This window comes from Hyphobacterium lacteum, from assembly GCF_036330345.1.
Classification (GTDB): domain Bacteria; phylum Pseudomonadota; class Alphaproteobacteria; order Caulobacterales; family Maricaulaceae; genus Hyphobacterium; species Hyphobacterium lacteum.
This window is the reverse complement of record NZ_JAZDRP010000001.1, coordinates 470561-494312: the sequence shown is the minus strand read 5'-3', so window position 1 is coordinate 494312 and position 23752 is coordinate 470561. Positions and strand designations below refer to the sequence as shown.

Annotated in this window: 31 protein-coding genes; 28 read left to right on the top strand and 3 right to left on the bottom strand. The window is 60.7% G+C overall.

Features of this window, described 5'->3' with window-relative positions:
• Position 1: 1 nt before the first annotated feature.
• From rplX to V0U79_RS02350, 16 genes are all read left to right on the top strand, one after another.
• Entirely contained in the window at positions 2–316 is a 315-nt protein-coding gene (gene rplX / locus V0U79_RS02425) for a 50S ribosomal protein L24 (protein ID WP_330197868.1), read from the top strand.
• The gene (gene rplE / locus V0U79_RS02420; RefSeq protein WP_330197867.1) at positions 309–869 is read left to right on the top strand and encodes a 50S ribosomal protein L5; all 561 of its coding nucleotides are present in this window, start codon (positions 309–311) and stop codon (positions 867–869) included. The genes rplX and rplE overlap by 8 nt, the downstream gene beginning before the upstream one ends.
• A 49-nt stretch (positions 870–918) precedes the next feature.
• Complete coding sequence (gene rpsN, locus V0U79_RS02415) at positions 919–1224, top strand: 30S ribosomal protein S14 (protein ID WP_330197866.1); 306 nt, start codon at positions 919–921, stop codon at positions 1222–1224.
• Between the two features lie 17 nt (positions 1225–1241).
• Positions 1242–1640: a 30S ribosomal protein S8 gene (gene rpsH, locus V0U79_RS02410; protein ID WP_330197865.1), complete on the top strand. Its 399-nt coding sequence runs from the start codon at positions 1242–1244 to the stop codon at positions 1638–1640.
• A gap of 12 nt (positions 1641–1652) precedes the next feature.
• Positions 1653–2186 (top strand): 50S ribosomal protein L6, encoded by a 534-nt coding sequence (gene rplF, locus V0U79_RS02405; protein WP_330197864.1) that lies wholly within the window; start codon positions 1653–1655, stop codon positions 2184–2186.
• A gap of 8 nt (positions 2187–2194) precedes the next feature.
• Positions 2195–2551, top strand: a complete 357-nt coding sequence (gene rplR / locus V0U79_RS02400) for a 50S ribosomal protein L18 (protein WP_373696426.1) — start codon at positions 2195–2197, stop codon at positions 2549–2551.
• Positions 2552–2562: 11 nt separating this feature from the next.
• Positions 2563–3147 (top strand): 30S ribosomal protein S5, encoded by a 585-nt coding sequence (rpsE, locus tag V0U79_RS02395; protein WP_330197862.1) that lies wholly within the window; start codon positions 2563–2565, stop codon positions 3145–3147.
• Between the two features lie 2 nt (positions 3148–3149).
• Positions 3150–3338 (top strand): 50S ribosomal protein L30, encoded by a 189-nt coding sequence (gene rpmD / locus V0U79_RS02390; RefSeq protein WP_330197861.1) that lies wholly within the window; start codon positions 3150–3152, stop codon positions 3336–3338.
• 33 nt (positions 3339–3371) lie between these two features.
• Positions 3372–3863 (top strand): 50S ribosomal protein L15, encoded by a 492-nt coding sequence (rplO, locus tag V0U79_RS02385; RefSeq protein ID WP_330197860.1) that lies wholly within the window; start codon positions 3372–3374, stop codon positions 3861–3863.
• 24 nt (positions 3864–3887) lie between these two features.
• The gene (gene secY, locus V0U79_RS02380; RefSeq protein WP_330197859.1) at positions 3888–5240 is read left to right on the top strand and encodes a preprotein translocase subunit SecY; all 1353 of its coding nucleotides are present in this window, start codon (positions 3888–3890) and stop codon (positions 5238–5240) included.
• Complete coding sequence (locus V0U79_RS02375) at positions 5237–5800, top strand: adenylate kinase (protein ID WP_330197858.1); 564 nt, start codon at positions 5237–5239, stop codon at positions 5798–5800. The genes secY and V0U79_RS02375 overlap by 4 nt, the downstream gene beginning before the upstream one ends.
• Before the next feature lie 149 nt (positions 5801–5949).
• Positions 5950–6318, top strand: a complete 369-nt coding sequence (gene rpsM, locus V0U79_RS02370) for a 30S ribosomal protein S13 (protein WP_330197857.1) — start codon at positions 5950–5952, stop codon at positions 6316–6318.
• 13 nt (positions 6319–6331) lie between these two features.
• Positions 6332–6721 (top strand): 30S ribosomal protein S11, encoded by a 390-nt coding sequence (gene rpsK, locus V0U79_RS02365; RefSeq protein ID WP_330197856.1) that lies wholly within the window; start codon positions 6332–6334, stop codon positions 6719–6721.
• Positions 6722–6811: 90 nt separating this feature from the next.
• Positions 6812–7831 (top strand): DNA-directed RNA polymerase subunit alpha, encoded by a 1020-nt coding sequence (locus V0U79_RS02360; protein WP_330197855.1) that lies wholly within the window; start codon positions 6812–6814, stop codon positions 7829–7831.
• A gap of 50 nt (positions 7832–7881) precedes the next feature.
• Positions 7882–8304: a 50S ribosomal protein L17 gene (gene rplQ, locus V0U79_RS02355; RefSeq protein ID WP_330197854.1), complete on the top strand. Its 423-nt coding sequence runs from the start codon at positions 7882–7884 to the stop codon at positions 8302–8304.
• A 94-nt stretch (positions 8305–8398) separates the two neighbouring features.
• Positions 8399–9835: a DegQ family serine endoprotease gene (locus tag V0U79_RS02350; protein WP_330197853.1), complete on the top strand. Its 1437-nt coding sequence runs from the start codon at positions 8399–8401 to the stop codon at positions 9833–9835.
• Here V0U79_RS02350 and V0U79_RS02345 read toward each other — a convergent pair.
• Positions 9832–10239, bottom strand: a complete 408-nt coding sequence (locus tag V0U79_RS02345; protein WP_330197852.1) for a VOC family protein — start codon at positions 10237–10239, stop codon at positions 9832–9834. The genes V0U79_RS02350 and V0U79_RS02345 overlap by 4 nt on opposite strands.
• A gap of 36 nt (positions 10240–10275) precedes the next feature.
• On the opposite strand from V0U79_RS02345, the gene V0U79_RS02340 reads away from it, so the two are divergent.
• From V0U79_RS02340 to V0U79_RS02300, 9 genes are all read left to right on the top strand, one after another.
• A complete protein-coding gene (locus V0U79_RS02340) occupies positions 10276–11586 on the top strand; it encodes a replication-associated recombination protein A (protein WP_330197851.1) in 1311 nt (436 codons plus the stop codon).
• Positions 11583–12410: a PIG-L deacetylase family protein gene (locus V0U79_RS02335; protein WP_330197850.1), complete on the top strand. Its 828-nt coding sequence runs from the start codon at positions 11583–11585 to the stop codon at positions 12408–12410. The genes V0U79_RS02340 and V0U79_RS02335 overlap by 4 nt, the downstream gene beginning before the upstream one ends.
• A 61-nt stretch (positions 12411–12471) precedes the next feature.
• On the top strand, positions 12472–12849 hold the full coding sequence (locus V0U79_RS02330) for a hypothetical protein (RefSeq protein WP_330197849.1): 378 nt from the start codon (positions 12472–12474) through the stop codon (positions 12847–12849).
• A gap of 310 nt (positions 12850–13159) precedes the next feature.
• Positions 13160–13543, top strand: a complete 384-nt coding sequence (crcB, locus tag V0U79_RS02325) for a fluoride efflux transporter CrcB (protein WP_330197848.1) — start codon at positions 13160–13162, stop codon at positions 13541–13543.
• Positions 13540–14523: an RluA family pseudouridine synthase gene (locus V0U79_RS02320; protein WP_330197847.1), complete on the top strand. Its 984-nt coding sequence runs from the start codon at positions 13540–13542 to the stop codon at positions 14521–14523. The genes crcB and V0U79_RS02320 overlap by 4 nt, the downstream gene beginning before the upstream one ends.
• Entirely contained in the window at positions 14520–15200 is a 681-nt protein-coding gene (locus tag V0U79_RS02315; RefSeq protein WP_330197846.1) for an HAD-IA family hydrolase, read from the top strand. The genes V0U79_RS02320 and V0U79_RS02315 overlap by 4 nt, the downstream gene beginning before the upstream one ends.
• Positions 15197–15937, top strand: a complete 741-nt coding sequence (locus V0U79_RS02310; protein ID WP_330197845.1) for an ATP12 family chaperone protein — start codon at positions 15197–15199, stop codon at positions 15935–15937. Before V0U79_RS02315 ends, V0U79_RS02310 begins: the two co-directional genes overlap by 4 nt.
• A 51-nt stretch (positions 15938–15988) precedes the next feature.
• Entirely contained in the window at positions 15989–16633 is a 645-nt protein-coding gene (locus V0U79_RS02305) for a 2OG-Fe(II) oxygenase (RefSeq protein ID WP_330197844.1), read from the top strand.
• Positions 16634–16707: 74 nt separating this feature from the next.
• Complete coding sequence (locus V0U79_RS02300) at positions 16708–18240, top strand: acyl-CoA carboxylase subunit beta (protein ID WP_330197843.1); 1533 nt, start codon at positions 16708–16710, stop codon at positions 18238–18240.
• On the opposite strand, the gene V0U79_RS02295 is transcribed toward V0U79_RS02300, so the two are convergent.
• Complete coding sequence (locus tag V0U79_RS02295) at positions 18237–19118, bottom strand: fatty acid desaturase family protein (RefSeq protein WP_330197842.1); 882 nt, start codon at positions 19116–19118, stop codon at positions 18237–18239. The genes V0U79_RS02300 and V0U79_RS02295 overlap by 4 nt on opposite strands.
• Before the next feature lie 113 nt (positions 19119–19231).
• Here V0U79_RS02295 and V0U79_RS02290 point away from each other — a divergent pair, with 113 nt between their 5' ends.
• The gene (locus V0U79_RS02290; protein ID WP_330197841.1) at positions 19232–20191 is read left to right on the top strand and encodes a beta-propeller fold lactonase family protein; all 960 of its coding nucleotides are present in this window, start codon (positions 19232–19234) and stop codon (positions 20189–20191) included.
• Here the strand turns inward: V0U79_RS02290 and V0U79_RS02285 are convergent.
• Positions 20188–21039 carry a hypothetical protein gene (locus V0U79_RS02285; RefSeq protein ID WP_330197840.1) on the bottom strand — a complete coding sequence of 284 codons (852 nt, stop codon included), beginning with the start codon at positions 21037–21039 and terminating at the stop codon, positions 20188–20190. The two genes, V0U79_RS02290 and V0U79_RS02285, sit on opposite strands and share 4 nt — an antisense overlap.
• A gap of 70 nt (positions 21040–21109) precedes the next feature.
• On the opposite strand from V0U79_RS02285, the gene V0U79_RS02280 reads away from it, so the two are divergent.
• Together V0U79_RS02280 and V0U79_RS02275 are read left to right on the top strand one after the other, a co-directional pair.
• Positions 21110–21565, top strand: coding sequence for an ion channel (locus V0U79_RS02280; RefSeq protein WP_330197839.1), 456 nt, complete (start codon positions 21110–21112; stop codon positions 21563–21565).
• A 78-nt stretch (positions 21566–21643) separates the two neighbouring features.
• The gene (locus V0U79_RS02275; protein ID WP_330197838.1) at positions 21644–23668 is read left to right on the top strand and encodes an acetyl-CoA carboxylase biotin carboxylase subunit; all 2025 of its coding nucleotides are present in this window, start codon (positions 21644–21646) and stop codon (positions 23666–23668) included.
• Positions 23669–23752: the final 84 nt, after the last annotated feature.

Genomic DNA, 23752 nt, shown 5'->3' with positions numbered 1-23752 from the left:
CATGGCTGCCAAGATCAAAAAGGGCGACAACGTCGTTGTCCTGACGGGCCGCGACAAGGGCAAGACTGGCGAAGTCGTCAAGTCGATCCCGTCCGAAAACCGCGTCATCGTCCGCGGCGTCAACATGGTGAAGCGCCATCAGCGCCCGACCCAGACGTCTGCTGGCGGCATCGAGACCAAAGAAGCGCCCATCCACGTTTCGAACGTGGCGCTTGCCGATCCGAAGACCGGCGAAGCGACGCGCGTGGGTTTCAAGATGGAAGGCGACCGCAAGGTCCGCGTGGCCAAGAAATCCGGTGAGGTCATCGATGGCTGATGTAAAAGAATACGAACCGCGTCTGCGCGCCAAGTACCGCGAAGAGATCCGGAATCGCCTGAAGGAAAAGTTCGGTTATGCGAACCCGATGGAGATCCCGAAGATCGACAAGGTCGTGATCAATATGGGTGTGGGTGAAGCTGCCCAGGACTCCAAGAAGATCAACGGTGCCTACGAAGATCTGATGCTGATCGCTGGTCAGAAGCCGGTGAAGACGAAGTCGCGCAACTCGATTGCCGGTTTCAAGCTTCGTGACGGCCAGAATGTCGGCGTGAAAGTCACGCTGCGCCAGGACCGCATGTATGAATTTCTGGACCGCCTGGTCACGATTGCGCTGCCGCGCGTTCGCGACTTCCGTGGTCTGAACGGCAAGAGCTTTGACGGCCGTGGCAACTACGCCATGGGCCTGAAAGAGCACATCGTGTTTCCCGAGATCGACTACGACAAGGTCGAGAAGATCCGGGGGATGGACATTGTGGTCTGCACGACCGCGAAAACCAATGAAGAGGCGAAAGCCCTGTTGGCAGAGTTCGATTTCCCGTTTTCGAACTGACGCAACAGGAGGGCGGAACCGAGGTGGTTCCGCACGCAGGAGGAAGTAAATGGCGAAGACAAGTGCTGTCGAGCGCAACCGCAAGCGTCAGAAAATGGCCGAGCGGTATGCGGCCAAGCGGGCCGAGCTGAAGACGATCGCGCGCGATCAGTCCAAGCCGGTTGAGGAGCGTTTTGCTGCTCAGCTGAAGCTGGCCCAGCTGCCGCGGAATTCCGCACCGACCCGTATCCGCAATCGTTGCGAAGTGACGGGCCGTCCGCGGGGTTTCTACCGCAAGCTGAAGATGTCGCGGATTGCACTGCGCGAACTGGCCTCGTCCGGATTTATCCCGGGCATGGTCAAGTCGAGCTGGTGATCGGGAGAGATTGAGAAATGTCTATGAATGATCCTCTCGGTGATATGCTGACCCGGATCCGGAATGCGCTGATGCGTAACCGGACCTCTGTCACGACACCGGCCTCGAATCTGCGCAAGCGCGTTCTGGATGTGCTCCAGGATGAAGGCTTCATTCGCGGTTATTCCGAAGTCGAGCATGCCGATGGCAAGCGCGAGTTCGAAATCGAGCTGAAGTATTTCGAAGGCGAACCCGTCATCGCCGAGATCCGCCGGGTCTCGACGCCGGGGCGCCGTGTTTATTCAAAGGTGAAGGACCTGCCGCTGATCTCGAACGGCCTGGGTATCGCGATCGTCTCTACCCCGATGGGTGTGATGTCCGATGCTGCCGCTCGCGAGCAGAATGTCGGTGGCGAAATCCTTTGTCAGGTCAGCTAGGGAGCACGATCCATGTCACGTATCGGAAAACTCCCGGTTCCTGTCTCTTCCGGTGTTGAAGTCCGCCTCAATGGCCGCGACCTCACCCTGAAGGGTTCGAAGGGCGAGCTGAGCCTGACCGTGGTTGAAGACGTTACCCTGTCGCAAGGCGATGACGGTATCGAGGTCAAGCCGGCGAATGACAGCAAGCGGGCCCGTGCCATGTGGGGCATGACCCGTGCGCTGATCGCCAACATGATGACCGGCGTATCCGACGGTTTCAGCAAGACGCTGGAGCTCGAGGGTGTTGGTTATCGTGCGCAGATGCAGGGTTCGAACCTGAAGCTGTCGCTCGGTTTCAGCCACGATGTGGTTTACGAGCCGCCGCAAGGTATCCAGATCCAGGCTCCCAAGCCGACGGAAATCGTCGTCACGGGTGCAGACAAGCAGCAAGTTGGCCAGGTTGCCGCGGAAATCCGCCGTTACCGTCAGCCGGAACCCTACAAGGGCAAGGGCGTGCGGTATCAGGGCGAGTATATCCGCCGCAAGGAAGGCAAGAAGAAGTAGGCGCGACGATCATGAAAAGCTCACGCGAAAAAATGCAGCGCCGGGCGCAGCGCAACCGGATCAAGCTCCGCAAGGTAGCCAGCGGCCGTCCTCGGCTGTCGGTCTTCCGCTCGTCGAAGCACATCTATGCGCAGCTGATCGACGACAAGCAGGGCGTCACCATCGCTTCGGCCTCCACGGCCGAGAAGGACACCAAGGGGTCCGGTGCGAATGTCGACGCAGCTGCCGGTGTCGGCAAGCGCCTGGCGGAACGCGCCACCAAGGCCGGGGTCAAGGACGTTGTCTTCGATCGCGGCGGTTACATCTTTCACGGTCGCATCAAGGCTCTGGCCGATGCGGCGCGTGAAGGTGGTCTGAACTTTTAAGGGAGCGGTTTATGGCTCGTAATGAAGAAAACCGCGGCCGTGGACGGCGTCGTGACCGGGATGAGGATCAGCAGGACGAAATCGTCGACAAGCTGGTTCACATCAACCGCGTCGCCAAGACGGTGAAAGGTGGCCGGAACTTCCAGTTTGCCGCGCTCGTTGTCGCTGGCGACCAGAAGGGCCGTGTCGGGTTCGGTCAGGGCAAGGCACGCGAAGTGCCGGAAGCCATCCGCAAGGCGACCGAGGAAGCCAAGAAGAACATGGTTCGTGTTCCGCTTCGCGAAGGCCGCACGCTGCACCACGATTCTCCGGGCCGTCACGGCGCCGGCAAGGTCGTGCTCCGCGCTGCGCCTCCGGGGACCGGTGTTATCGCCGGCGGTCCGATGCGCGCGGTTCTGGAAACCCTGGGTGTGCAGGACGTCGTGGCCAAGTCCACCGGCACCTCTAACCCGTACAACATGATCCGCGCGACGTTTGATGCTCTCAAGCATCAGAAAAGCCCGCGTGCGATCGCTGCCAAGCGCGGCATGAAAGTGGCTGACCTGGTCAACCGCCGGAATGACGGTGCTTCGGCTCCGGAAGCGCTGGAGAGCTGATCATGGCTGCGAAGAAGACCCTGAAGGTCCGTCAGACGGGAAGCCCTATTCGCCGTCCGAAGGAACAGCACGACACGCTGAAAGGCTTGGGCCTGAACAAGGTTGGCCGGACGCGTGAACTTGAAGATACGCCGGCGATCCGCGGAATGATCCGCAAGGTGTCGCACATGGTGGAAATCGTCGAGGAGTAGGCCGCGGGCCGCTCCATCGAAGGAGAATGAGACATGCGTCTGAATGATTTGCGCGATAACGCAGGGGCCACGAAGTCCCGCACCCGCGTCGGCCGTGGTATCGGTTCCGGCAAGGGCAAGACCGGTGGCCGTGGCGTCAAGGGTCAGAAGTCGCGCTCGGGCGTGGCTATCAAGGGCTTTGAAGGCGGTCAGATGCCGCTTCACATGCGTCTGCCGAAGCGCGGCTTCAACAAGCCGAACCGCCTGGCTTTCGCCGAAGTGAATATCGGCCGTCTGGAAGCTGCGATTGCGGACAAGAAGATCGACGCCAAGAAGCCGATCGATGCCGAGGCTCTGATTGCTGCCGGCGTGATCCGCCGTGCAAAGGATGGTGTGCGCCTCCTTGCGAAAGGCGCCCTCAAGTCCAAAGTAGAGATCACGGTCGCCGGTGCGACCAAAGCCGCGATTGCCGCTGTTGAAAAAGCAGGTGGCAAAGTCACGGTTGTTGCACCGAAGGCCGCGAAATCTGACGCCGCAGCGGAATAATCCGCAGCTTCGCGAGGACAAAACATGGCTTCTGCTGCTGAACAGCTTGCTTCGAATATCAACTTCGCGTCTTTCGCGAAGGCCAAGGAGCTGCAGCAGCGGATCTTCTTCACGCTGGCCGTTCTCGTTGCCTATCGTCTGGGAACCTACATTCCGGTTCCGGGTATCGACCCGGTCCAGTATGCGTCGGTGTTCCAGCAGCAATCGGGCGGCATTCTTTCCATCTTCAACATGTTCGCCGGCGGTGCCGTCGAGCGGATGGCCATCTTTGCGCTGAATGTGATGCCGTATATTTCGGCGTCCATCATCATGCAGCTGATGGCCGCGACGGTTCCGTCGCTGGAGAAGATGAAGAAGGAAGGTGGCGAACAGGGCCGCAAGCAGATCAACCAGTATTCGCGTTACCTCACCGTGCTGCTGGCAACGGTGCAGGGCGGGGCGATTGCCCTGTCGATGATGCAGCCGGGTTCCGGCGGCGCCACGATTGCCTTGAATCCGGGCATGTTCTTCCTTGTGACCACCACGCTGACTTTTGTCGGCGGGACCATGCTGCTGATGTGGATGGGTGAGCAGATTACCTCGCGTGGCGTGGGTAACGGTATCTCGCTGATCATTTTCACCGGTATCGTGACGGTTATCCCGGGCATGCTCTACGGTTTGTTTGAACAGACCCGTCAGGGTCAGATTTCCGGCGGATCGCTGCTGGGTATCCTGGCGCTGATGCTGGCAACTTTCGTATTCGTCGTTTTCATGGAGCGCTCACAGCGCCGTTTGCTGGTCCAGTATCCCAAGCGCCAGCAGGGCCAGCGCATGGTAGGCGGCGACACGTCCTTCCTGCCGCTGAAGCTGAACACGGCGGGTGTTATTCCGGCGATTTTCGCGACGTCGCTTCTGCTGTTGCCGACAACGGTTGCCAATATGTGGGCATCGACCGGTCCTGAATGGCTGCAGCTGATTGCAGCGCAGCTGGGCCGCGGCCAGCCGCTCTTCATCGCGCTCTATGGCGGCATGGTAATCTTCTTTGCCTTCTTCTACACGTCGATCGTGTTCAATCCGGAAGAAGTGTCCGAGAATTTGCGCAAGTATGGCGGCTTCCTGCCGGGCATCCGTCCGGGCAAGCGGACGGCTGAATATCTCGATTATGTTCTGACCCGCCTGACGGTGGTCGGGGCCCTGTATCTGGCGATCGTCTGCCTGATACCGGAAGTCCTGACCGGTGGCGCGGCGGGCGTGGTGACGTTTGCCCTGGGCGGGACCTCGATCCTGATCGTGGTGTCCGTTGCCATGGATACGGTGACGCAAATCCAGTCGCACCTTCTGGCTCACCAATATGAGGGGCTGATCAAGAAGCAGCGTCTTCGGGGCCGGAACCGATGAACATTATCCTGTTCGGACCGCCGAATGCCGGCAAGGGCACGCAAGCCAAGCTGCTGGTTGAAACCCGCGGCTGGGTACAGCTGTCGACGGGTGACATGCTGCGTTCTGCGATCGCTGCCGGTTCCGACCTGGGCAAACGTGTCCAGGCGATCATGGATGCCGGAGAGCTGGTCTCAGACGAGATCGTGATCGAGCTGATCGAGGAGCGTCTGCCGGAAGCCGAGGCTGCGGGCGGAGCGATCTTTGACGGATTTCCGCGCACCGTCGCCCAGGCTGAAGCGCTGGACAAGCTGCTGGCCGGGCGCGATTCGAAGATCGAGAAAGTGGTTCGCCTGATTGTGGACCGTGCAGAATTGACCAAGCGGGTAGAGAAGCGCGCCGCCGAACAGGGCCGCGCCGATGATACGGTCGAGGTCTTCAACAACCGCTTTGATGTCTACGAAAATCAGACCGCGCCGCTGATCCCTTACTACACGGGCCAGGGCAAGGTCGTTGAAGTCGACGGGATGGGAAGCGTCGAAGCGGTTGCCGCTTCGATTGCCACAGCCCTCGACGGCTAATGAAATCCCGCAAACTGCCCGGTTGACGGGGGGTAGGCGGACAATATAGATAGCGCCCTTCGCGAAAAGGGCGGCGATTTCTTGTCCGGCGAAAGCCGGGGAGGGGTTCACCGTCCGCGTTTGGCGCGAATTGAGGTAAGGAGAGCATTGTGGCCCGTATTGCCGGCGTCAACATTCCGACGAACAAGCGCGTGGAAATCGCGCTTCGCTACATTCACGGGATCGGTCCCGCGAAGGCAAAAGAGATTTGCGAGAAAGTCGGCATTGCCTCTGAGCGGCGTGTCAACGAACTCTCGGACGCGGAAGTCATCCAGATCCGCGAAACGATCGACCGTGATTACATGGTGGAAGGTGACCTTCGCCGTGAAGTCGCTGTCAACATCAAGCGCCTGATGGATCTGGGCAACTATCGCGGTCTGCGTCACCGCCGTGGTCTGCCGGTTCGCGGTCAGCGCACTCACACCAACGCCCGGACCCGCAAAGGCCCGGCCAAGCCGATTGCCGGCAAGAAGAAATAAGGCGGGTTAGACGATGGCTAAAGCACCTGAGCGCATGAAGCGCCGCGAGCGCAAGAACATCACGTCCGGTGTTGCGCACGTGAATGCGTCTTTCAACAACACGCAAGTCACCATTACCGACGCGCAAGGCAACACGATCTCCTGGTCGACGGCTGGCGCGAACGGCTTCAAGGGCTCGCGCAAATCCACGCCGTACGCGGCGCAGATTGCTGCCGAGGAAGCTGCCAAGAAGGCGATGGATCACGGTATGAAGACGCTGGAAGTGAACGTTTCCGGTCCGGGTTCCGGCCGTGAGTCGGCGCTTCGGGCTCTGCAAGCGGCCGGTCTGACGATCACGTCCATTCGTGACGTCACGCCGATCCCGCACAATGGTTGCCGGCCGCCGAAACGCCGCCGGGTCTAATTGCTCCTCATCTGAGGGGTGAATTGGAACACATTTGAATTCGCGCCGGCGGCTGTCCGTCTGGGCGCGCGAGGAAAAGGGGTCTAACCCGTGATCGAGAAGAACTGGCAAGAACTCATCCGTCCGATGAAACCCGAAGTGAAGCCGGGCCATGACCCGGAGCGCAGCGCGGCAATCATCGCGGAACCGCTGGAACGCGGCTTCGGCATGACGCTGGGCAATGCCCTGCGCCGTGTGCTGCTGTCCTCTCTGCAGGGCGCCGCGATCACCTCGCTCCAGATTGATGGCGTGGTGCACGAGTTCTCGTCCATCCCGGGTGTGCGCGAAGACGTCACCGATATCGTGCTGAACCTGAAGGGCGTGGCGCTGCGCGTTCACTCCGAAGGTGAAAAGCGCGTCGTTCTTCGCAAGTCCGGTCCGGGCGAGGTTACCGCTGGTGACATCGAGGAAACGGCCGATGTGGAAGTGGTCAACAAGGACCATGTGATCTGCACGCTCGATGAGGGCGCCGAGATCCGCTTCACGCTGACCGTCGACAGTGGCAAGGGCTATGTCCCGGCCGAGCGCAACCGTCCGGAAGATGCACCGATCGGCCTGATTGCCATCGACTCGCTCTACAGCCCGGTGAAGCGCGTGGCCTACCGCGTGGAGAACACCCGCGAAGGCCAGGTTCTCGACTATGACAAGCTGATCCTGGACATCGAAACCGATGGCACGGTCACGCCGGAAGACGCTGTGGCGTTTGCCGCGCGGATCTTGCAGGACCAGTTCCAGATCTTCATCAACTTCGAGGAAGCCGTTGAGGCCCGTCCGGCCGAGGATGATCGTCCGGAGCTGGACTTCAACCCGGCGCTGCTCAAGAAAGTCGACGAGCTGGAGCTGTCGGTCCGTTCGGCCAACTGCCTGAAGAACGACAATATCGTCTATATCGGCGACCTGATTCAGAAGTCCGAGGCAGAAATGCTGCGGACGCCGAATTTCGGCCGCAAATCGCTCAACGAGATCAAGGAAGTTCTCGCTCAGATGGGTCTGCACCTGGGCATGGAAGCGCCGAACTGGCCGCCGGAGAACATCGAGGATCTCGCCAAGAAATACGAGGAAAACGTCTGATCCGGGCGGCTGTGAAGCCCCTCTGATCCAGACCATTTGGAGATACCGCCATGCGCCACGGCATCGCACACCGCAAGCTCGGTCGCACCACTTCGCACCGCAAAGCCATGTTTGCCAACATGGCCGCTTCGCTCATCGAACACGAGCAGATCGTTACGACCCTGCCCAAGGCGAAAGAGCTGAAGCCGTTCATGGACAAGCTAATCACGCTGGCCAAGCGCGGCGATCTGCACGCTCGCCGTCAGGCGATCTCGAAAGTCCGCAATGTCGAACAGGTCGGCAAGCTGTTTGAAACGCTCGGCCCGCGCTATTCCGAGCGGAATGGCGGCTATACGCGCGTTCTCAAGGCCGGCTTCCGCCATGGCGACAATGCGCCGCTGGCCGTGATCGAACTGGTCGATCGCGATCCGGAAGCACGTGGTGCTGCCGATCGGGCCCGTGTGGCCGAAATGGACGAGTTTGCTGAAGAGTAATCTTCAATTCATTGCGAATTCAGGACAGGGCGGCTTCTTTTCGAGAGGCCGCCTTTTTCCTATCTAGGGTCCAGGGACAATCCGGGAGGATGAGATGACACGCTTTGCACTGACGCTTCTGACTTCAGCCGCATTCCTCGCCACTGCCTGTCATGCACAGGACGAGGTTGTCGCCCTGGAAGAGGAGGCAGCTGTACAGGCGGAAACACTGGCCGATGAGAGCTTCCGCGAAGTGCCGGCCAGCCAGGCCGAGATGCAGCTCTCTTTCGCGCCGATTGTCCGTGATGCCGCGCCGGCCGTTGTGAATGTCTTCACGACCCGTACGGTGCAGCGGCAGATGGACCCTTTCTTCGAGCGTTTCCTGGGCCGCCGCGGCCCCCAGCAGCAAAGCGCACTGGGGTCCGGCGTGATTGTCGATTCCACGGGTGTCATCGTTACCAATAACCACGTTGTCGAAGGCGCCGATGAATTGCGGGTCGTCCTGCACGATCGCCGCGAGTTCGACGCGGAAGTCCTGCTGGCGGACGAGCGCACGGACCTGGCCGTGTTGCGGATCGAAACCGATGAACCCTTGCCGACATTGATGCTGGCCCAGCCGGGCAATGCGGAGGTCGGTGATCTGGTGCTGGCGATCGGCAATCCGTTCGGCGTCGGTCAGACCGTGACCTCCGGTATCGTATCAGCGCTGGCGCGGACCGAGGTTGGTGTTACCGATTTTGCCTTTTTCATCCAGACCGATGCGGCCATCAATCCGGGCAATTCCGGTGGCGCGCTGGTGAATATGGATGGCGATCTGATCGGCGTGAATTCGGCGATCTATTCGCGCTCGGGTGGTTCCAACGGGATCGGCTTTGCCATTCCGGTTGAAATGGTCCGCCGCGTTGTTGATGCGGCTCTGACCGAAGGCGAGCTGGTCCAGCCCTGGTTGGGCGCCCGTCTGCAGACGGTAACCGGCGATATCGCCAATTCCCTGGGTCTCGATCGCCCGCGCGGAGCGCTTGTGGCGGATATCTATCCGGGCGCAGCCGCTGATGAAGCCGGTCTGCAGCAGGGTGATATCATTCTGGCGATTGATGATGTGGATGTGAATGACGAGCCCGGCGCACGCTTCCGCTATGCGATCAACGCCGTGGGCAGTGAATCGGACTTCACCGTCCTGCGGGACGGCCGTGAGCGTACGATTTCAGTGCCGGTCGAGGAAGCGCCGGGATCGACCGAGCCCTTGCGGCAGGCTATTGAAGGCCGCAACCCGCTGGCCGGTGTGGAACTGGTTGAACTCTCTCCGGCCTTCAACGAAGCGGTTGGCTTTGATCCGTTTGCGCGCGGCGTGGTCGTTCTGAACGTCCAGCGTGGCTCGGCGGCGGATTATTTCGGCTTCCGGCCGGGTGACCGAGTGATCGAGTTGTTGGGCACGCGAATCGAGGAAATCGACGATGTCGAAAGCCTGATTGAAGGGCAGGATGATCTGAAATCCTGGCCCGTCGCGATCGAGCGCCGGGGCCGCTTGCTGGAGCGGACATTACAGCTTTAGGCGCTGCGGTCCGGGTTCAGCTGAACCACACTCCAGACATGGCCAAACGGATCGCGCAGCTTTCCGTGCCGGCCGAAGAATTCTTCTGTCAGCGGGCGGATCACTTCGGCTCCGGCCTCAACGGCCCGATCAAACCATGTCTGCGCGTCATCGACCGTCAGATTGATGGTGAAGGTCGTGCGGTTGCCCAGCGTTGGCGGCGCGACATTGCCGATCAGTTCCTCCATGTCGGGAAACTCGTCAGCCAGCATCAGGACATGTTCGTTGATGCGCAGGGTGGCATGTCCGACCTTGCCTTCATGATCGAAGCGTTCGAGTTCCTCGGCGGCGAAAGCCAGCTTGTAGAATTCGATGGCCGCGGCGCCGTCACGGACGCTCAGATATGGCGCAACCGCTTTCTTCATGGTGCGTCCCTCCCGGATCACGCCTAGACTACACCCATGAGCTCACTTTTCGAAGCTGCCGGTCTGGAAAATGAAGCACCGCGTCCGCTGGCGGACCGGTTGCGTCCGCGGAGCCTCGACGAGGTGGTCGGTCAGGATCATCTTCTGAAGGGGGAAGGGCCGATTGCGCGGATGCGCAAGCAGAAGCGGTTTGCCTCCATCGTGCTCTGGGGCCCGCCGGGGGTCGGGAAGACCACAATCGCACGGCTATTGGCTGACGAGTCGGGACTTGAATTCGAGCCGATGTCAGCCGTGTTCTCCGGTGTGGCGGATCTGAAGAAAGCCTTCGAGCGCGCACGTGCCCGCCGGCAGGCTGGCCGGGGGACGTTGCTCTTCGTGGACGAGATCCATCGTTTCAACCGCGCCCAGCAGGACGGATTCCTTCCCGTGGTGGAGGAAGGCGTGATCACGCTGGTCGGGGCGACAACAGAAAATCCCAGCTTTGAACTGAATGCGGCCCTGTTGTCCCGTGCGCAGGTTCTGGTTCTGAAGCGGCTGGAAGCCGACAGGCTGGAATTGCTGGTTCAGCGCGCGGAGGCGGAGTTAGGCCGCGAACTGCCAGCCACATCCGATGCGCGGACTGCTCTGCTCGAACTAGCCAATGGTGATGGCCGCTATCTGCTCAATCTGGTGGAGGAGCTGTTCGCGCTCGATCGCGACGAACCGCTGACGCCAGCGGATTTGTCCACCTACCTTCAGCGGCGCGCGCCGGTTTATGACCGCGACCGCGACGAGCACTACAATCTGATATCCGCCCTGCACAAATCGGTGCGTGGCTCGGATCCGGATGCGGCGCTCTACTGGCTGGCACGCATGCTGGAGGGCGGCGAGGATCCGCTTTTCCTCGCGCGGCGTATCGTGCGTATGGCGAACGAAGATATCGGCCTGGCGGACCCGACCGCGATCCATGCCGCTCTGGCGGCCAAGGAGACCTACGACTTTCTGGGTTCGCCGGAAGGCGAGCTGGCGCTTGCGCAGGCCGTGGTGCATCTCGCCTGCGCGCCGAAGTCGAATGCCGTTTATTCGGCCTACAAGGCCGCCAGAAAGGCCGCGAGCGAAACCGGCAGCCTCGCGCCGCCCAAACACATCCTGAACGCTCCCACGCGTCTGATGCGCGATGAGGGCTATGGCGACGGCTATGAATATGATCACAATGTCGAGGGCGGGATTTCCGGACAGGACTATTTCCCCGACACTATGAAAGACCGGCCGGTCTTCTATGAACCTACCGACCGGGGCCGCGAGGCGGCGATCGGTGAACGGCTGGCGAACTGGCGGAAATTGCGTGAGCAGCGGAGGAGAAAATGATCAGAGGGCTCATATTCTCGGCCATCGTTCTGGCCATTGTCCTGCTGGTCGGGTCACAGGCGGCGCTCTGGTATGGCCGGTCCCTGTTCGAGGAGCCGGATGTTGACGTGGTCTCCAGCGTTACCGAAGCGCTGGATGCACAGCGGATCGTGCTGGTATTCGCCCACCCTGATGACGAAATCACCGCGACCGAGCTGATCAGCCGCGCGGTGGAAGAGGGCGCATTCGTGGCCACGATCACAGCGACGCGCGGCGAAGCGGGCACGCAATTTCCGGAGATTGTCGATCAGGCTCATCTGGGCGTGGTTCGCGAAGGAGAGCTGCGCCGGCACGGATTTGCGCTGGGACTGGACGAGCAGGTGGTTCTGGGGCTGCCTGATGGCGGTGTACCCGAGGCGATGAGCGATGCGCAGCTGGCGGCCCGTGTTCTGGAAGAACTCGAACGGCTTGAGCCCGATGCTGTGGTGACCTTTCATCCGCCGAGTGGTGTTTCGCTGCACCCTGATCATATGGCTATGGGAAGGGCAGCACTGGCGGCAACCGAACGCTATGCCAGCCGGCGGGGAGAAGCCGTGACACTGGCCTATACGCTCAATTCGCGGCCGGGATCGCGCCGCTTTGGTGGCGAACGTTATGCCCGGGTGGCCGACCTTCAACCGGATCCGGGTTTCGCGCTGGATGTGGATGCTTCACTCAAGACCCGCGCCTGGCGGATTCATGCCTCGCAGGCGGATTATCTGCGCGAGACGACCGGCGTGCCGGCCTGGCTGCTCTATCTGATGTGGAACCAGGAGTATTACGCGGTCCGGACGATCGAACCCTAGATTCCGCTTTATGACCGCAGCGAACTGCCCTATCCCGATGCCGGGAATAGGGGAGATTTCCATGAAAGTTGATCGAATTTACCTGATTGCAGGATTGCTCTGGCTGATCGGCGGCATGCTGCTCGGCGAGCATATGGGCCGCAGCCAGGATCACGGCCAGATGCCGACCCATGCGCATATCATGCTGGTGGGTGGCGTCTTGTCTGTCTTGTGGGGGATTATCAATCGCGTCTGGTCGATCGGCTCCGGGCTTCTGGCCTGGATCCAGCTGGGCCTGCACCAGGCGGGAACTGCGGTGATTATCTATGCCTTGTTCCACCTCTACGGTGGAAATCCGACGGACCAGTTCGGCATGATGGCCGGGATCGGGGCGATGATTGTGATCGTCGCGACCGTATTGATGCTGGTTCTGGCCTTCCTGGCCAAACCGGCAGACTGATCCGGATATGAAAACGGGGAGCGTTGGCTCCCCGTTTTAACTCTTATGCCAGCGTCGGCAGAACGGCGACGGCCATGCCGCCAAAAACGGCGACGACCAGTCCGAATTGCAGGACAGCTGCGAGAGTTGCGCTCAATCGATCCATTATCTTTATCCTTGTTATGGTGCCGGTCATTGGTGCCGACAGATATGAGATGACTTAAGCCGCTCATTTGGATGCACAATCGACGTTACGCCATGTCGGCTATGCAAAAATGCATGGATGACGTGCGCTTGCACCCCGCGCGTAACTCCAATATCTCCCGCAACGATGACCAATCTTCTTCTGATCGCAGCAGGTGGCGCCATCGGTGCCGTCAGCCGGCATCTGACCGGGCAGGCCTTTCTGCGAGCGGTGGGGCCGGACTGGCCCTATGGCACATTCGCCGTGAATGTGATTGGCGGCCTTGTGATGGGCGGTTTCATCGGCTGGCTGGCGCAAGCCGGACGTGCCGATGCCAATGAGCTGCGGGCTTTCTTTGCTGTTGGCATTCTGGGCGGGTTCACGACGTTTTCGGCGTTTTCACTGGATGTGGTGGTGATGATCGAACGGCGCGCCTATGGCGATGCCATCGGCTATGTGCTGGCATCAGTGATCCTTTCCATTCTGGCTTTGTTTGCAGGCCTCATGATTGCACGGAGACTGTTCGCATGAGCGGCGTCCAGACCCTGATTGTCGAGCCGGGCGAAGCCGGGGCGCGGCTGGACAAATGGTTCAAGCGCAAGTTTCCGCATGTGCCTAACGGACGCTTGCAGAAAGCCCTGCGCAAGGGCGAGATCCGCATCGATGGCGGGCGGGCGAAGGCTGACACCAAGGTCGAGGCTGGCCAGTCCATCCGCATTCCACCGCTGCCTGAACCGGAAGAGAAAAAGCCCGAACCCGGCATCAGCCGGGAGGACGCGGAGTTCATCCGGTCACTGGTGATCTATCAGGACAATGACATCATCGCCTTCAACAAGCCGGCCGGGCTGGCGGTGCAGGGCGGTTCCGGGACTGTGCGGCATGTCGACGGGCTGCTGGCGGCTTTCGGCAAGGGCGAACAGAAGCCGAAACTGGTGCACCGGCTGGACCGGGACACATCCGGCGTTCTGGTGACGGCAAAAACGCCGGCTGCCGCGGCCAAGCTGGCCAAAGCCTTTGCCGCGCGCGAATCCGAGAAAACCTATTGGGCGATCGTCGCAGGAGTACCCAAACCCAAGACGGGCGAGATCAAGGGCTTCCTGAAAAAGGATACGGGCGGTGCGCACGGGCGCGAGCAGATGATGCCCGCCGAACATGGCGAGCCCGGCGCCCAGCATGCGCTGACACGCTATACCGTGGTCGCCGAGGCCGGGCAGAAAGCCAGCTGGATCGCCATGCGGCCGATTACCGGCCGGACACACCAGTTGCGGGTTCATGCTTCGCTGATCGGCCACTCGATCGTCGGCGATGGCAAATATACCAGCCATCGCGAGGCGCCGGAAAACCTGTCCGGCAAGCTGCATCTGCATGCGCGGCGGCAGGTGCTGCCGCTGGGCAAGAAGCCGTTGGTGCTGGAAGCGCCGCTGCCGCCGCACATGGAAAAGAGCTTCAGGGCGCTGGGCTTTGAACTGGGCCATGTCGATGAAGGCGAAATCGCGGAGCTGCTGTCATGAGCGGGCTGAAGCTGGCCCTGTTTGATCTGGACGGAACGCTGGTCGATTCCCGGGCGCTGATTGCCGAGTCCATGGACGAGGCCTTCCGGGTCAACGGATTGCCGGGCTGTTCCTATGATCAGGTCCGCCAGATTGTCGGCATTGAATTGTTCGAGGCCATTCCGATGCTGTTGCCGGAGGATTATCCGCCGGAAGGCGCCGTGAAGGTCGCCAACACCTTCCGGGAAATCTTTGTGCGTAACCGGGCAGACGGCACTCATACCGAGGGGCTTTATCCCGGTGCGCGCGACTTGCTGGACAGGCTGGACCGGGATGGCTGGCTGCTCGGCGTGACCACCGGCAAGCCGCGGCGGGGACTGAACCATGTGCTGGATACCCATGATCTGCACGGATTGTTTGTGACGCTGAACACCAGCTGCACCGGGCCGGGCAAGCCCAATCCGCGCATGGTGCTTGAAGCCATGAATGAAACCGGCGCGGAGGCCCATCAAACGATCGTCATCGGCGATTCCTCGCATGACATCCAGATGGCGCGGAATGCGAAGGTGCGGGCGGCTGGCGTCGCCTGGGGCTTCCATACGGCAGAGGAATTGGACGCCGCCGGCGCGCATTCGGTACACGAAGATTTCGCGTGTCTGGAACGAGGGCTGGCCGCTTTCGGTGAGATGGCCGCATGAGTGACAAGATGAAAGAGGGCGTAAAGCTCCCCAGCCGCGAGGACAGCCTGCCCAAGCGTTTCTACAAGGCGGTGAGCATTGGTGAGGCTGAGGGCGGCTGGACCGTTCTGCTGGACGGGCGCGGTATCAAGACGCCAATGAAAAACGGGCTGATTGCGCCAACCAGGGCGCTGGCCGAGATCATGGCGGCGGAATGGGAGGCCCAGGGTGAGCGGATTGATCCTTTCACCATGCCGGTGACCCGGCTGGCGCATGGCGCCATCGATAGCGCTGCGGCCAATCGCGATGCAGTGATCGCTGAAGTTCTGAAATATGCCGGTACCGATCTCTTGCGTCACCGCGCGGAGGAAGCCGAGCTCGCCGCCCGCCAGCGGGAATGCTGGGACCCCTATCTCGACTGGGCCGAAGCCGAGCTGGGCGCACGGCTGCCAGCGGTGTCAGGGATCATGCCGGCGGAGACCATGCCTGAGGCGTTGGCGGCGCTGGAAACCCGCGCTGGCGCCTATGACAGCTGGCGGCTGACGGCGCTGGGACAGGCGACGGCGCTGACCACATCGGCCGTATTGGGGCTGGCCCTGGTCGAAGGACGGGCCACGTCTGCCGATATTTTCAAGGCCAGCCGGGTGGATGAGGATTACCAGATCGAGCGTTGGGGCGAGGATGCCGAGGCGTCAAAGCGCGCCGAACGTCTGGAAGGCGAATGCCTGGCCATCGGGCAGCTTCTTGCCGCACTTTGATTTCCGGCTTTTGAGCGGTATCTAGGTCGGACAGCTTTGGGAGTCATCGCGATGGCCAAGTCGGGTCCGGGCGGAATTTTCGATTTTGATGTGCTTCGGTCAGCCGAGGTGAAGACCTCGCCCTACAGCTATTTCATCGCGAAGGATGCGCTCTCGTCCGAGGAATCGGCCGAGGTCCGCAAGGATTATCCGGCCATCGATAAGCCCGGCTATCTGCCCCTGTCCAAGCTGGAATCGTCGGGCGCCTTTCAGCGCCTGATGGAGGATCTGAACTCTCCGGAACTGGCCGAAGTACTGACCGAGAAATTTGGCGTCGATTTCACCGACAAGCCGCGCATGATCACCGTGCGCCGCCTGTCGCAGAAGTCCGACGGGCCGATCCACAATGATTCAAAATCCAAAATCCTGACCATGCTGACCTATCTCAATCCCGATTGGGACGGGACGGGCGCGGGCTGTATCCGCGTCCTCAACGGCAAGGAGGATTTCGAGGATTACACCGAAGAAGTGCCGCCGCTGGAGGGCTATGTCTTTGCCTTCCTGCGTTCCGATGACAGTTGGCATGGTCATCTGCCGTTCGAGGGTGAGCGCTATGTGGTTCAGACCACATTCCTGACCTCGCAGGAAGAGCTCGACCGCAAGGAAAATCGCGGCGGGCTGCAGTATTTCCTGAAAAAGCTGAACCCCTTCCAGTAGCAGGACGGAAATTGCCCTTCGTATGCGGACAGTGCTAACTGAGCCGCAAAGTGAAGACGCCAAGAGGGGCATTCATGCAGGACATCCTTGAAGAGCTGGAAAACCGGCGCGAACGCGCGCGTCAGGGTGGCGGTGCGGCACGGATCGAGAAACAGCACGAGAAGGGCAAATTGTCCGCGCGCGAGCGTATCGAGCTGTTGCTGGACGAAGGCTCGTTCGAGGAATGGGACATGTTCGTCGAGCACCGCTGTACCGATTTCGGCATGGCGAACAAAAAGATCCCCGGCGATGGCGTTGTTACCGGCCATGGCACAATCAATGGCCGCCTGGTCTATCTCTTCTCCAAGGATTTCACCGTGTTCGGCGGTTCGCTATCGGAGACCCATGCCCAGAAGATCGTGAAGATCCAGAAGGCGGCGATCCAGAACGGCGCACCGGTGATCGGCATTTTCGACGCCGGCGGTGCGCGTATCCAGGAAGGCGTTGCCTCGCTCGCCGGCTATGCCGACATCTTCCTGCAGAACACTTTGGCGTCCGGCGTGGTGCCGCAAATCTCCGTCATCATGGGCCCGTGCGCGGGCGGGGATGTCTATTCCCCGGCAATTACCGACTTTATCTTCATGGTGAAAGACACCTCCTACATGTATGTGACCGGGCCGGACGTGGTGAAGACCGTCACCAATGAGGAGGTCAGTCACGAGGATCTGGGTGGCGCCTCCGTCCATGCCAAGAAATCCGGCGTCGCCGATGGCGCGTTCAACAATGATCTGGAAGCGCTGGTGCAGATGCGCCGGCTGGTCGATTTCCTGCCCCTGTCGAACCGGGAAAAGCCGCCCGTGCGCCCGAGTTATGACAGTCCGAACCGGTCAGAGCCCAGCCTGGATTCGCTGGTGCCACCGAACCCGAACAAGCCCTATGACATTGTCGAGCTGATCGAGAAGACGGCGGACGAGGGCGATTTCTTCGAGATCGCGCCGGACTATGGCAAGAATATCGTGGTCGGTTTCGGCCGCCTGGATGGTCAGCCTGTGGGCTTTGTGGCCAACCAGCCGATGAGCCTCGCCGGCGTGCTGGACATTGATGCTAGCCGCAAGGGCGCCCGCTTTGTGCGTTTCTGCGATGCCTTCAACATTCCGATCGTCACCTTCGTGGACGTGCCCGGCTTCCTGCCCGGCACCAAGCAGGAATATGGCGGCCTCATCAAGCATGGCGCGAAACTGCTGTTCGCCTATGCCGAGGCCACCGTGCCCAAGCTGACCGTCATCACCCGCAAGGCCTATGGCGGGGCCTATGACGTGATGAGTTCGAAGCATCTGCGCGGCGATGTGAACTATGCCTGGCCGACCGCCGAGATCGCAGTGATGGGCGCCAAGGGCGCCGCCGAGATCATTCATCGCGCGGATCTGGGCGATGAGGCGAAGATGGCCGAACACGTCAAGGAATATGAGGACCGCTTCGCCAACCCGTTCGTGGCCGCGGGCCGTGGCTATATTGATGACGTCATCCAGCCGCGCAATACGCGCATAAGGTTGATCAAGGCGCTACGGACACTGGCCAACAAGAAGTGCGAAAATCCCTGGAAGAAGCACGATAATATTCCGCTTTAGGCCCGTACCGCTTTCCTCAAAACCGTGCCATAGCCCGGACTGACGCAGTCGAAGCCCTCGAAATAGCCGCGCTCGGACAGGGTGCGGTGCAGGCGCGGCAGATGATAGGGCGGGACCGCAGCGAACATGTGATGTTCGAGATGATAGTGGACGTGGTTGGGCGCCACGGTCAGCCGCTCGAGCCAGCTCGCCCGCGTCGTATGCGTATTGCGCCGGGGCTCCGGATCATAGCGGTCCAGCGCGACGCCGTGCTCGCCAATATTGCGCAGGCGCATGATGGCCGGGAAGACGAAGATCCGGGCCGCCCACCACAGGGTGATCGCCCAGACGGCGCCGGCGAGCCATAGCGCGCCGATCATCACAGCCTGGAACACCAGAAAGGGCAGCTTTCCCGTGAAAGTCGCGTCCTTCCAGGAAAAGACCAGCTCCTTCACGAAGGTCTGACCCGTGAAATCGCGGATGAACTTTCGGCGCAGACTGTCCTTCGTCACGGGATAGCCTTCGACCAGCACGTGGTCAGGGTCATCGGGTGTGCCGGCATATTTGTGATGGTTCAGATGATAGTCGCGATAGGCGAGGAAGGGCGCATCGATAGAGGCGCCGCCAATCCATTTACCGGTAAACTCGTTCAGCCATTTCGTCCGGAACAGCGAGCGGTGCGCGCAATCATGCATGACGATGGCAAATGCCAGCTGGCGCCCGGCAATGATCAGCACCGAAACCGGCGAAAGCCATGGTGACCAGATCGCCAGTGCAAACGCCGCAATCAGCAGGACGAAATCCCCGCCCAGCATCAGCGCGCCGCGCCAGTTGGCGGTGCGCGACATGTCCCGCAATTCCTCGCGGGTCAGGGCATCGGAGAGCGAGATGGCCGTCATGTGGCGGAAAATACACGCTGTCCGGCCAGTTCGCAAAGCCGTGATCTGCCGCCTCTTGAATCCGGCCTTGTGCGACCACAAGTCTGCCGCAACACGAGACGGGGAGTACCGACATGAAACTGACCTATGCAGGCCTTGCCGCGATCATCAGCGCCACCGGTGCGCTGGCGGATGATCAGATCATTATCGTCAACAAGGGCGATGACACGATCTCGATCCTGGATGCGGCGTCCTATGAGAGCGCCGGCGATGTGTCGGTCGGGGTCAACCCGCACGAAGTCTACGTCTCCCCGGACGGTGCCACCGCCTATGTCTCGGACTATGGCAGCGCACAGGGTACGACGATCTCGGTCGTCGATCTGGACAGCGCCACGCGCACCGATGTGTGGGAGTTGCAGGGCAATCGTGGCCCGCACGGCATCTGGGTGTCTGCTGATGGCCACCATGTCTGGGCGACCACGGAGACCAGCGGAACGGTCATCGAACTTTCAGCCACGACGGGCGAGATCACCAATGTCTGGGAGACCGGCCAGCGCGTTTCTCACCAGCTGGTGCCGACGCCGGATGGCTCAAAGCTGTATATCGCCAATATCGGATCCGGTTCGGTCACGGTGATTGATCGCCTGTCCAATGACGTGATGACGGTGCCGACAGGGGCAGGGGCTGAAGGGATTGATGTGTCGCCGGATGGCACCGAAGTCTGGGTGACCAATCGTGCCGACAATACGATTTCGGTGATCGATGTGGCGACCGACACGGTTCTGGAGACCTTCTCTTCGGGCGGGACACTGCCGATCCGCGCGCGTTTCACGCCCAACGGTGAAGAAGTCTACATCTCGAACGGTACGTCCAACCAGGTAGCGGTCTTCCATGCGGAAAGCCGTGAATTGCTGGCCACGATCGATGTCGGCGCGGTGCCGATCGGCATTCTGATTTCACCCGATGGTGACCGGGCCTTCATTGCCAATACGCAAGATGACTTTGTCACCGTGATCGATACGGAAACCCGCACGGTATCGGCTCAGATTCCGACCGGTGACGAACCGGATGGTCTGGCCTGGGCGGACCGCTAGGCTTCGTCCGATTTTTCCAGGCTGATATTGCGTCCGACAAGGCTGGCAGCCAGAACGGCCCAGACCGCCACGGCTTCCGTCAGTCCTTGCTGACCGCCCAGCAGGCTGGCCAGCCCGCCAGCCAGAAGGATTGCCATGCCGGCCTGCACGCGGCGTGCCTGACAGGGCGCGTCCACAGCATCCATTCTGGCCCGGATTTCTGTGGTTCCCGGGATATTGGCCGCGACCAGAATGGTGATCACCACCACCGTCACGATCCAGCCGCGGATCAGCGTTTCGTGCGCTGACAGGTCAGCCTGTTCGCCGACCAGCAGCGCTTGCGCGCCAATCAGCACAAGCATCAGCATTGTTATGCGCTGGGGCAAATTGCTGCGCTCGAAAACCTCGTCGATGGCCAGAGCGGCCGCGGAAATGAAGGGCATCCACCAGGCGCCGTCTATAAAAAGAGCGCCGAGATTGAACAGGAAAAGCATGACGATGTCGCCGGTGCGGGCTTGCGGCCCGACCGTGCGGTTGACGATTCGCACTGCGAACAGCAGCGCTGCAGCGCTCAGCACGTCGAAGTCATAGCCAAGTCCTGCGGCCAGCACGGTCAGCGCCATGGCGATGAAGGCCGTGGCGTTGTGATCGGGGTCCATCTCGCGGCCCAGTGCCCAGCCGACAAAGGCGGCCAGCATCCCCAGGATTGCCGACGAGGCGGCAGCCGCCATACCGGCACCGCCGATCGCCAGCCAGGCAAAAAGGCCAATGGCGATGGCTGGCAATAGAATGATTACCGCCAGATTGGTCGGATATTGCGGTTCCAGCGGACGCGAGAGCGAGGAGAATTTGTGGATGCGATGGCTCATCATGATTTCCTGATTTGCGCGCCAACTTATCCCTATCGGATGAGATGGGAAGCGGTCTAAGCTGCGATCCATGATTATGCCGCTTCTTGTTTCTGCAGTGCTGATGACGCTGACGGTGATCATTCACATGGTCGGCCTGATACTGCTGATGGGATTCCTGCAGGCACGGTCGCGCCGGCTCCGGCCATTTGAATCGCCGGTGCGGCAAGGCATTTTCATCGTGACGATCATGCTTGGCCTGGTCGTGATTCACGCCATCGAGATCTGGATTTACACCGTCTTCTATACGGCGATGGGGATTTTCCCCGATATGGGCGAGTCGCTCTATTATTCGATTTCCACATTCACCACGGTGGGCTTTGGTGATGTGAACATCGAAAGCGACTGGCGGATTGTCGGAGCCTTGGAAAGCTTCAACGGTTTCCTGTTGATCGGCTGGTCTACCGCCTTCCTTGTGGCAGTGATCGGACGGATGCGTTCCATGGAAATGGACTGGCTGGACCGTTTGCGCGAAGGCATCGACTAACCCGGTGACTTGCCCGCCGTGTGACAAGCGCGGTAAACGGGGCAAAACCCTTCATAAGGGGCGAGGAAAAGGGCTCTCATGTTCGAGAAGATACTGATCGCCAATCGCGGCGAGATTGCCGTGCGCGTAATCAAGACCTGCCAGAGGCTGGGCATCCAGACAGTGGCTGTCTATTCCGAGGCGGACGCGGGATCGAAGGCCGTGGACATGGCGGATGAGGCTGTGTTTATCGGCCCGCCAGCGCCCGGTGAAAGCTATCTGCAGATCGAGAAGATCATTGCAGTGGCCAAACAGACCGGCGCCGAGGCCATACATCCCGGATTCGGTTTCCTGTCGGAAAATCCGAAATTCCCGATCGCGCTGAAGGAAGCGGGAATCGAGTGGATTGGCCCGAATGTTCACGCCATCGAGGCGATGGGCGACAAGATCACGTCCAAGAAGTTTGCTGCCGAGGCGGATGTCAGCACTGTGCCTGGCCATATGGGGCTGATCGAGGATGCCGACGAGGCGGTGAAGATTTCGTCAGAAATCGGCTATCCCGTGATGATCAAGGCCTCGGCCGGCGGCGGCGGCAAGGGTATGCGCATCGCCTATTCCGATGCGGAAGCCCGCGACGGGTTCCAGTCGGCACGCAATGAAGCGCGGTCGTCTTTTGGCGATGAGCGGATTTTCATCGAGAAATTCGTCGAGCGCCCGCGGCATATCGAGATCCAGGTTCTGGGCGACCGGCATGGCAATGTCGTGCATCTGAATGAGCGTGAATGTTCGGTTCAACGCCGGAATCAGAAGGTTCTGGAAGAAGCGCCATCACCCTTCCTCGACAAGGCGACCCGCGAAGCCATGGGCGCCCAGGCCGTCGCCCTGGCCAAGGCGGTCGACTATGACAGCGCCGGCACGGTCGAGTTCATCGTCGACAAGGACAAGAATTTCTACTTCCTGGAGATGAATACCCGCCTCCAGGTGGAGCATCCGGTGACCGAGCTGACCCACGGCATCGACCTGGTCGAGCAGATGATCCGCGTTGCGGCTGGCGAAAAGCTGGAGCTGCGCCAGAAGGATATCAAGATCAATGGGTGGGCGGTCGAGGCCCGGCTTTATGCCGAGGACCCTTATCGCGGCTTCCTGCCATCCATTGGCCGCTTAAAGCGCTATGCCGAGCCGGCGGAGGGGCCGCTGGGCGAAGGCACGTTGCGCATTGATTCCGGGGTGCGGGAAGGCGACGAGATATCGCTCTTCTATGATCCGATGATTGCCAAGGTCGTGGCCCATGGCAAAACCCGCGAAGCCGCGATCGACACGCTTCTGGAAGGGTTGGACCGCTATCATGTGGAAGGCCTGCAGCCAAACACGCCCTTCCTGGCGGCTTGCCTCGAGGAAGACGATTTCCGCAGCGGGGATATCCATACCGGCTACATAGCGGAGAAATTCCCCGAGGGTTTCTCGGGTACCGAGCCGACAGAGCAGCAAACCCGAATTATCGCCAGCACCGCCGCGTTCATTCATACGGTCTTCACACGCCGGGCTGCGCGGACCGGAGGGCGGATGACGCCTGCGCCCCGTGTCCATTCGGAAGAATGGGATGTGCTCATGGACGGTCAGCGTATCGCGATCGAGATGGAACTGCCGGATGATGCGATCGGCGGCGGAACGCCCGCAAAGGTCTGGATGCCGGAGCTGGATGGAAAGGCTGTCGAATTCGAGAGCCCGTGGCATCCGGGCGAGCATGTGTTTGAAGGCGTCCTGGACGGCGAACATTTTGCCGTCGAGTTCAAGAATCTCACCGAAGGATATCGCCTGCGCCACAGGGGCTATACGACCACGGCGATTGTCGCCACACACCGGTCGGCGGACTTGCATGCCTTGTTGCCGGAGAAGGACACCAGCGCTTCCGCGAAGCAGGTGACAAGCCCGATGCCGGGGCTTGTTGTCACCGTGGAAGCCTCGGAAGGCCAGGACGTGAAGGCGGGTGAACCGCTGCTGGTGGTAGAAGCCATGAAAATGGAAAATGTCATCCGCGCGGAAATGGATGGCGTCATCAAATCCATATCGGTCGAGGCGGGGCAATCGGTGTCCGCGGATGAGTTGCTGATCGAGTTCGAATGATCGTCCGGCGCCGGGGCATTTCAAAACAACCCACGGAATTCTCTTGTAAAGCGATTGACAGGATGGGGGCTCCCCTTTCAGGTT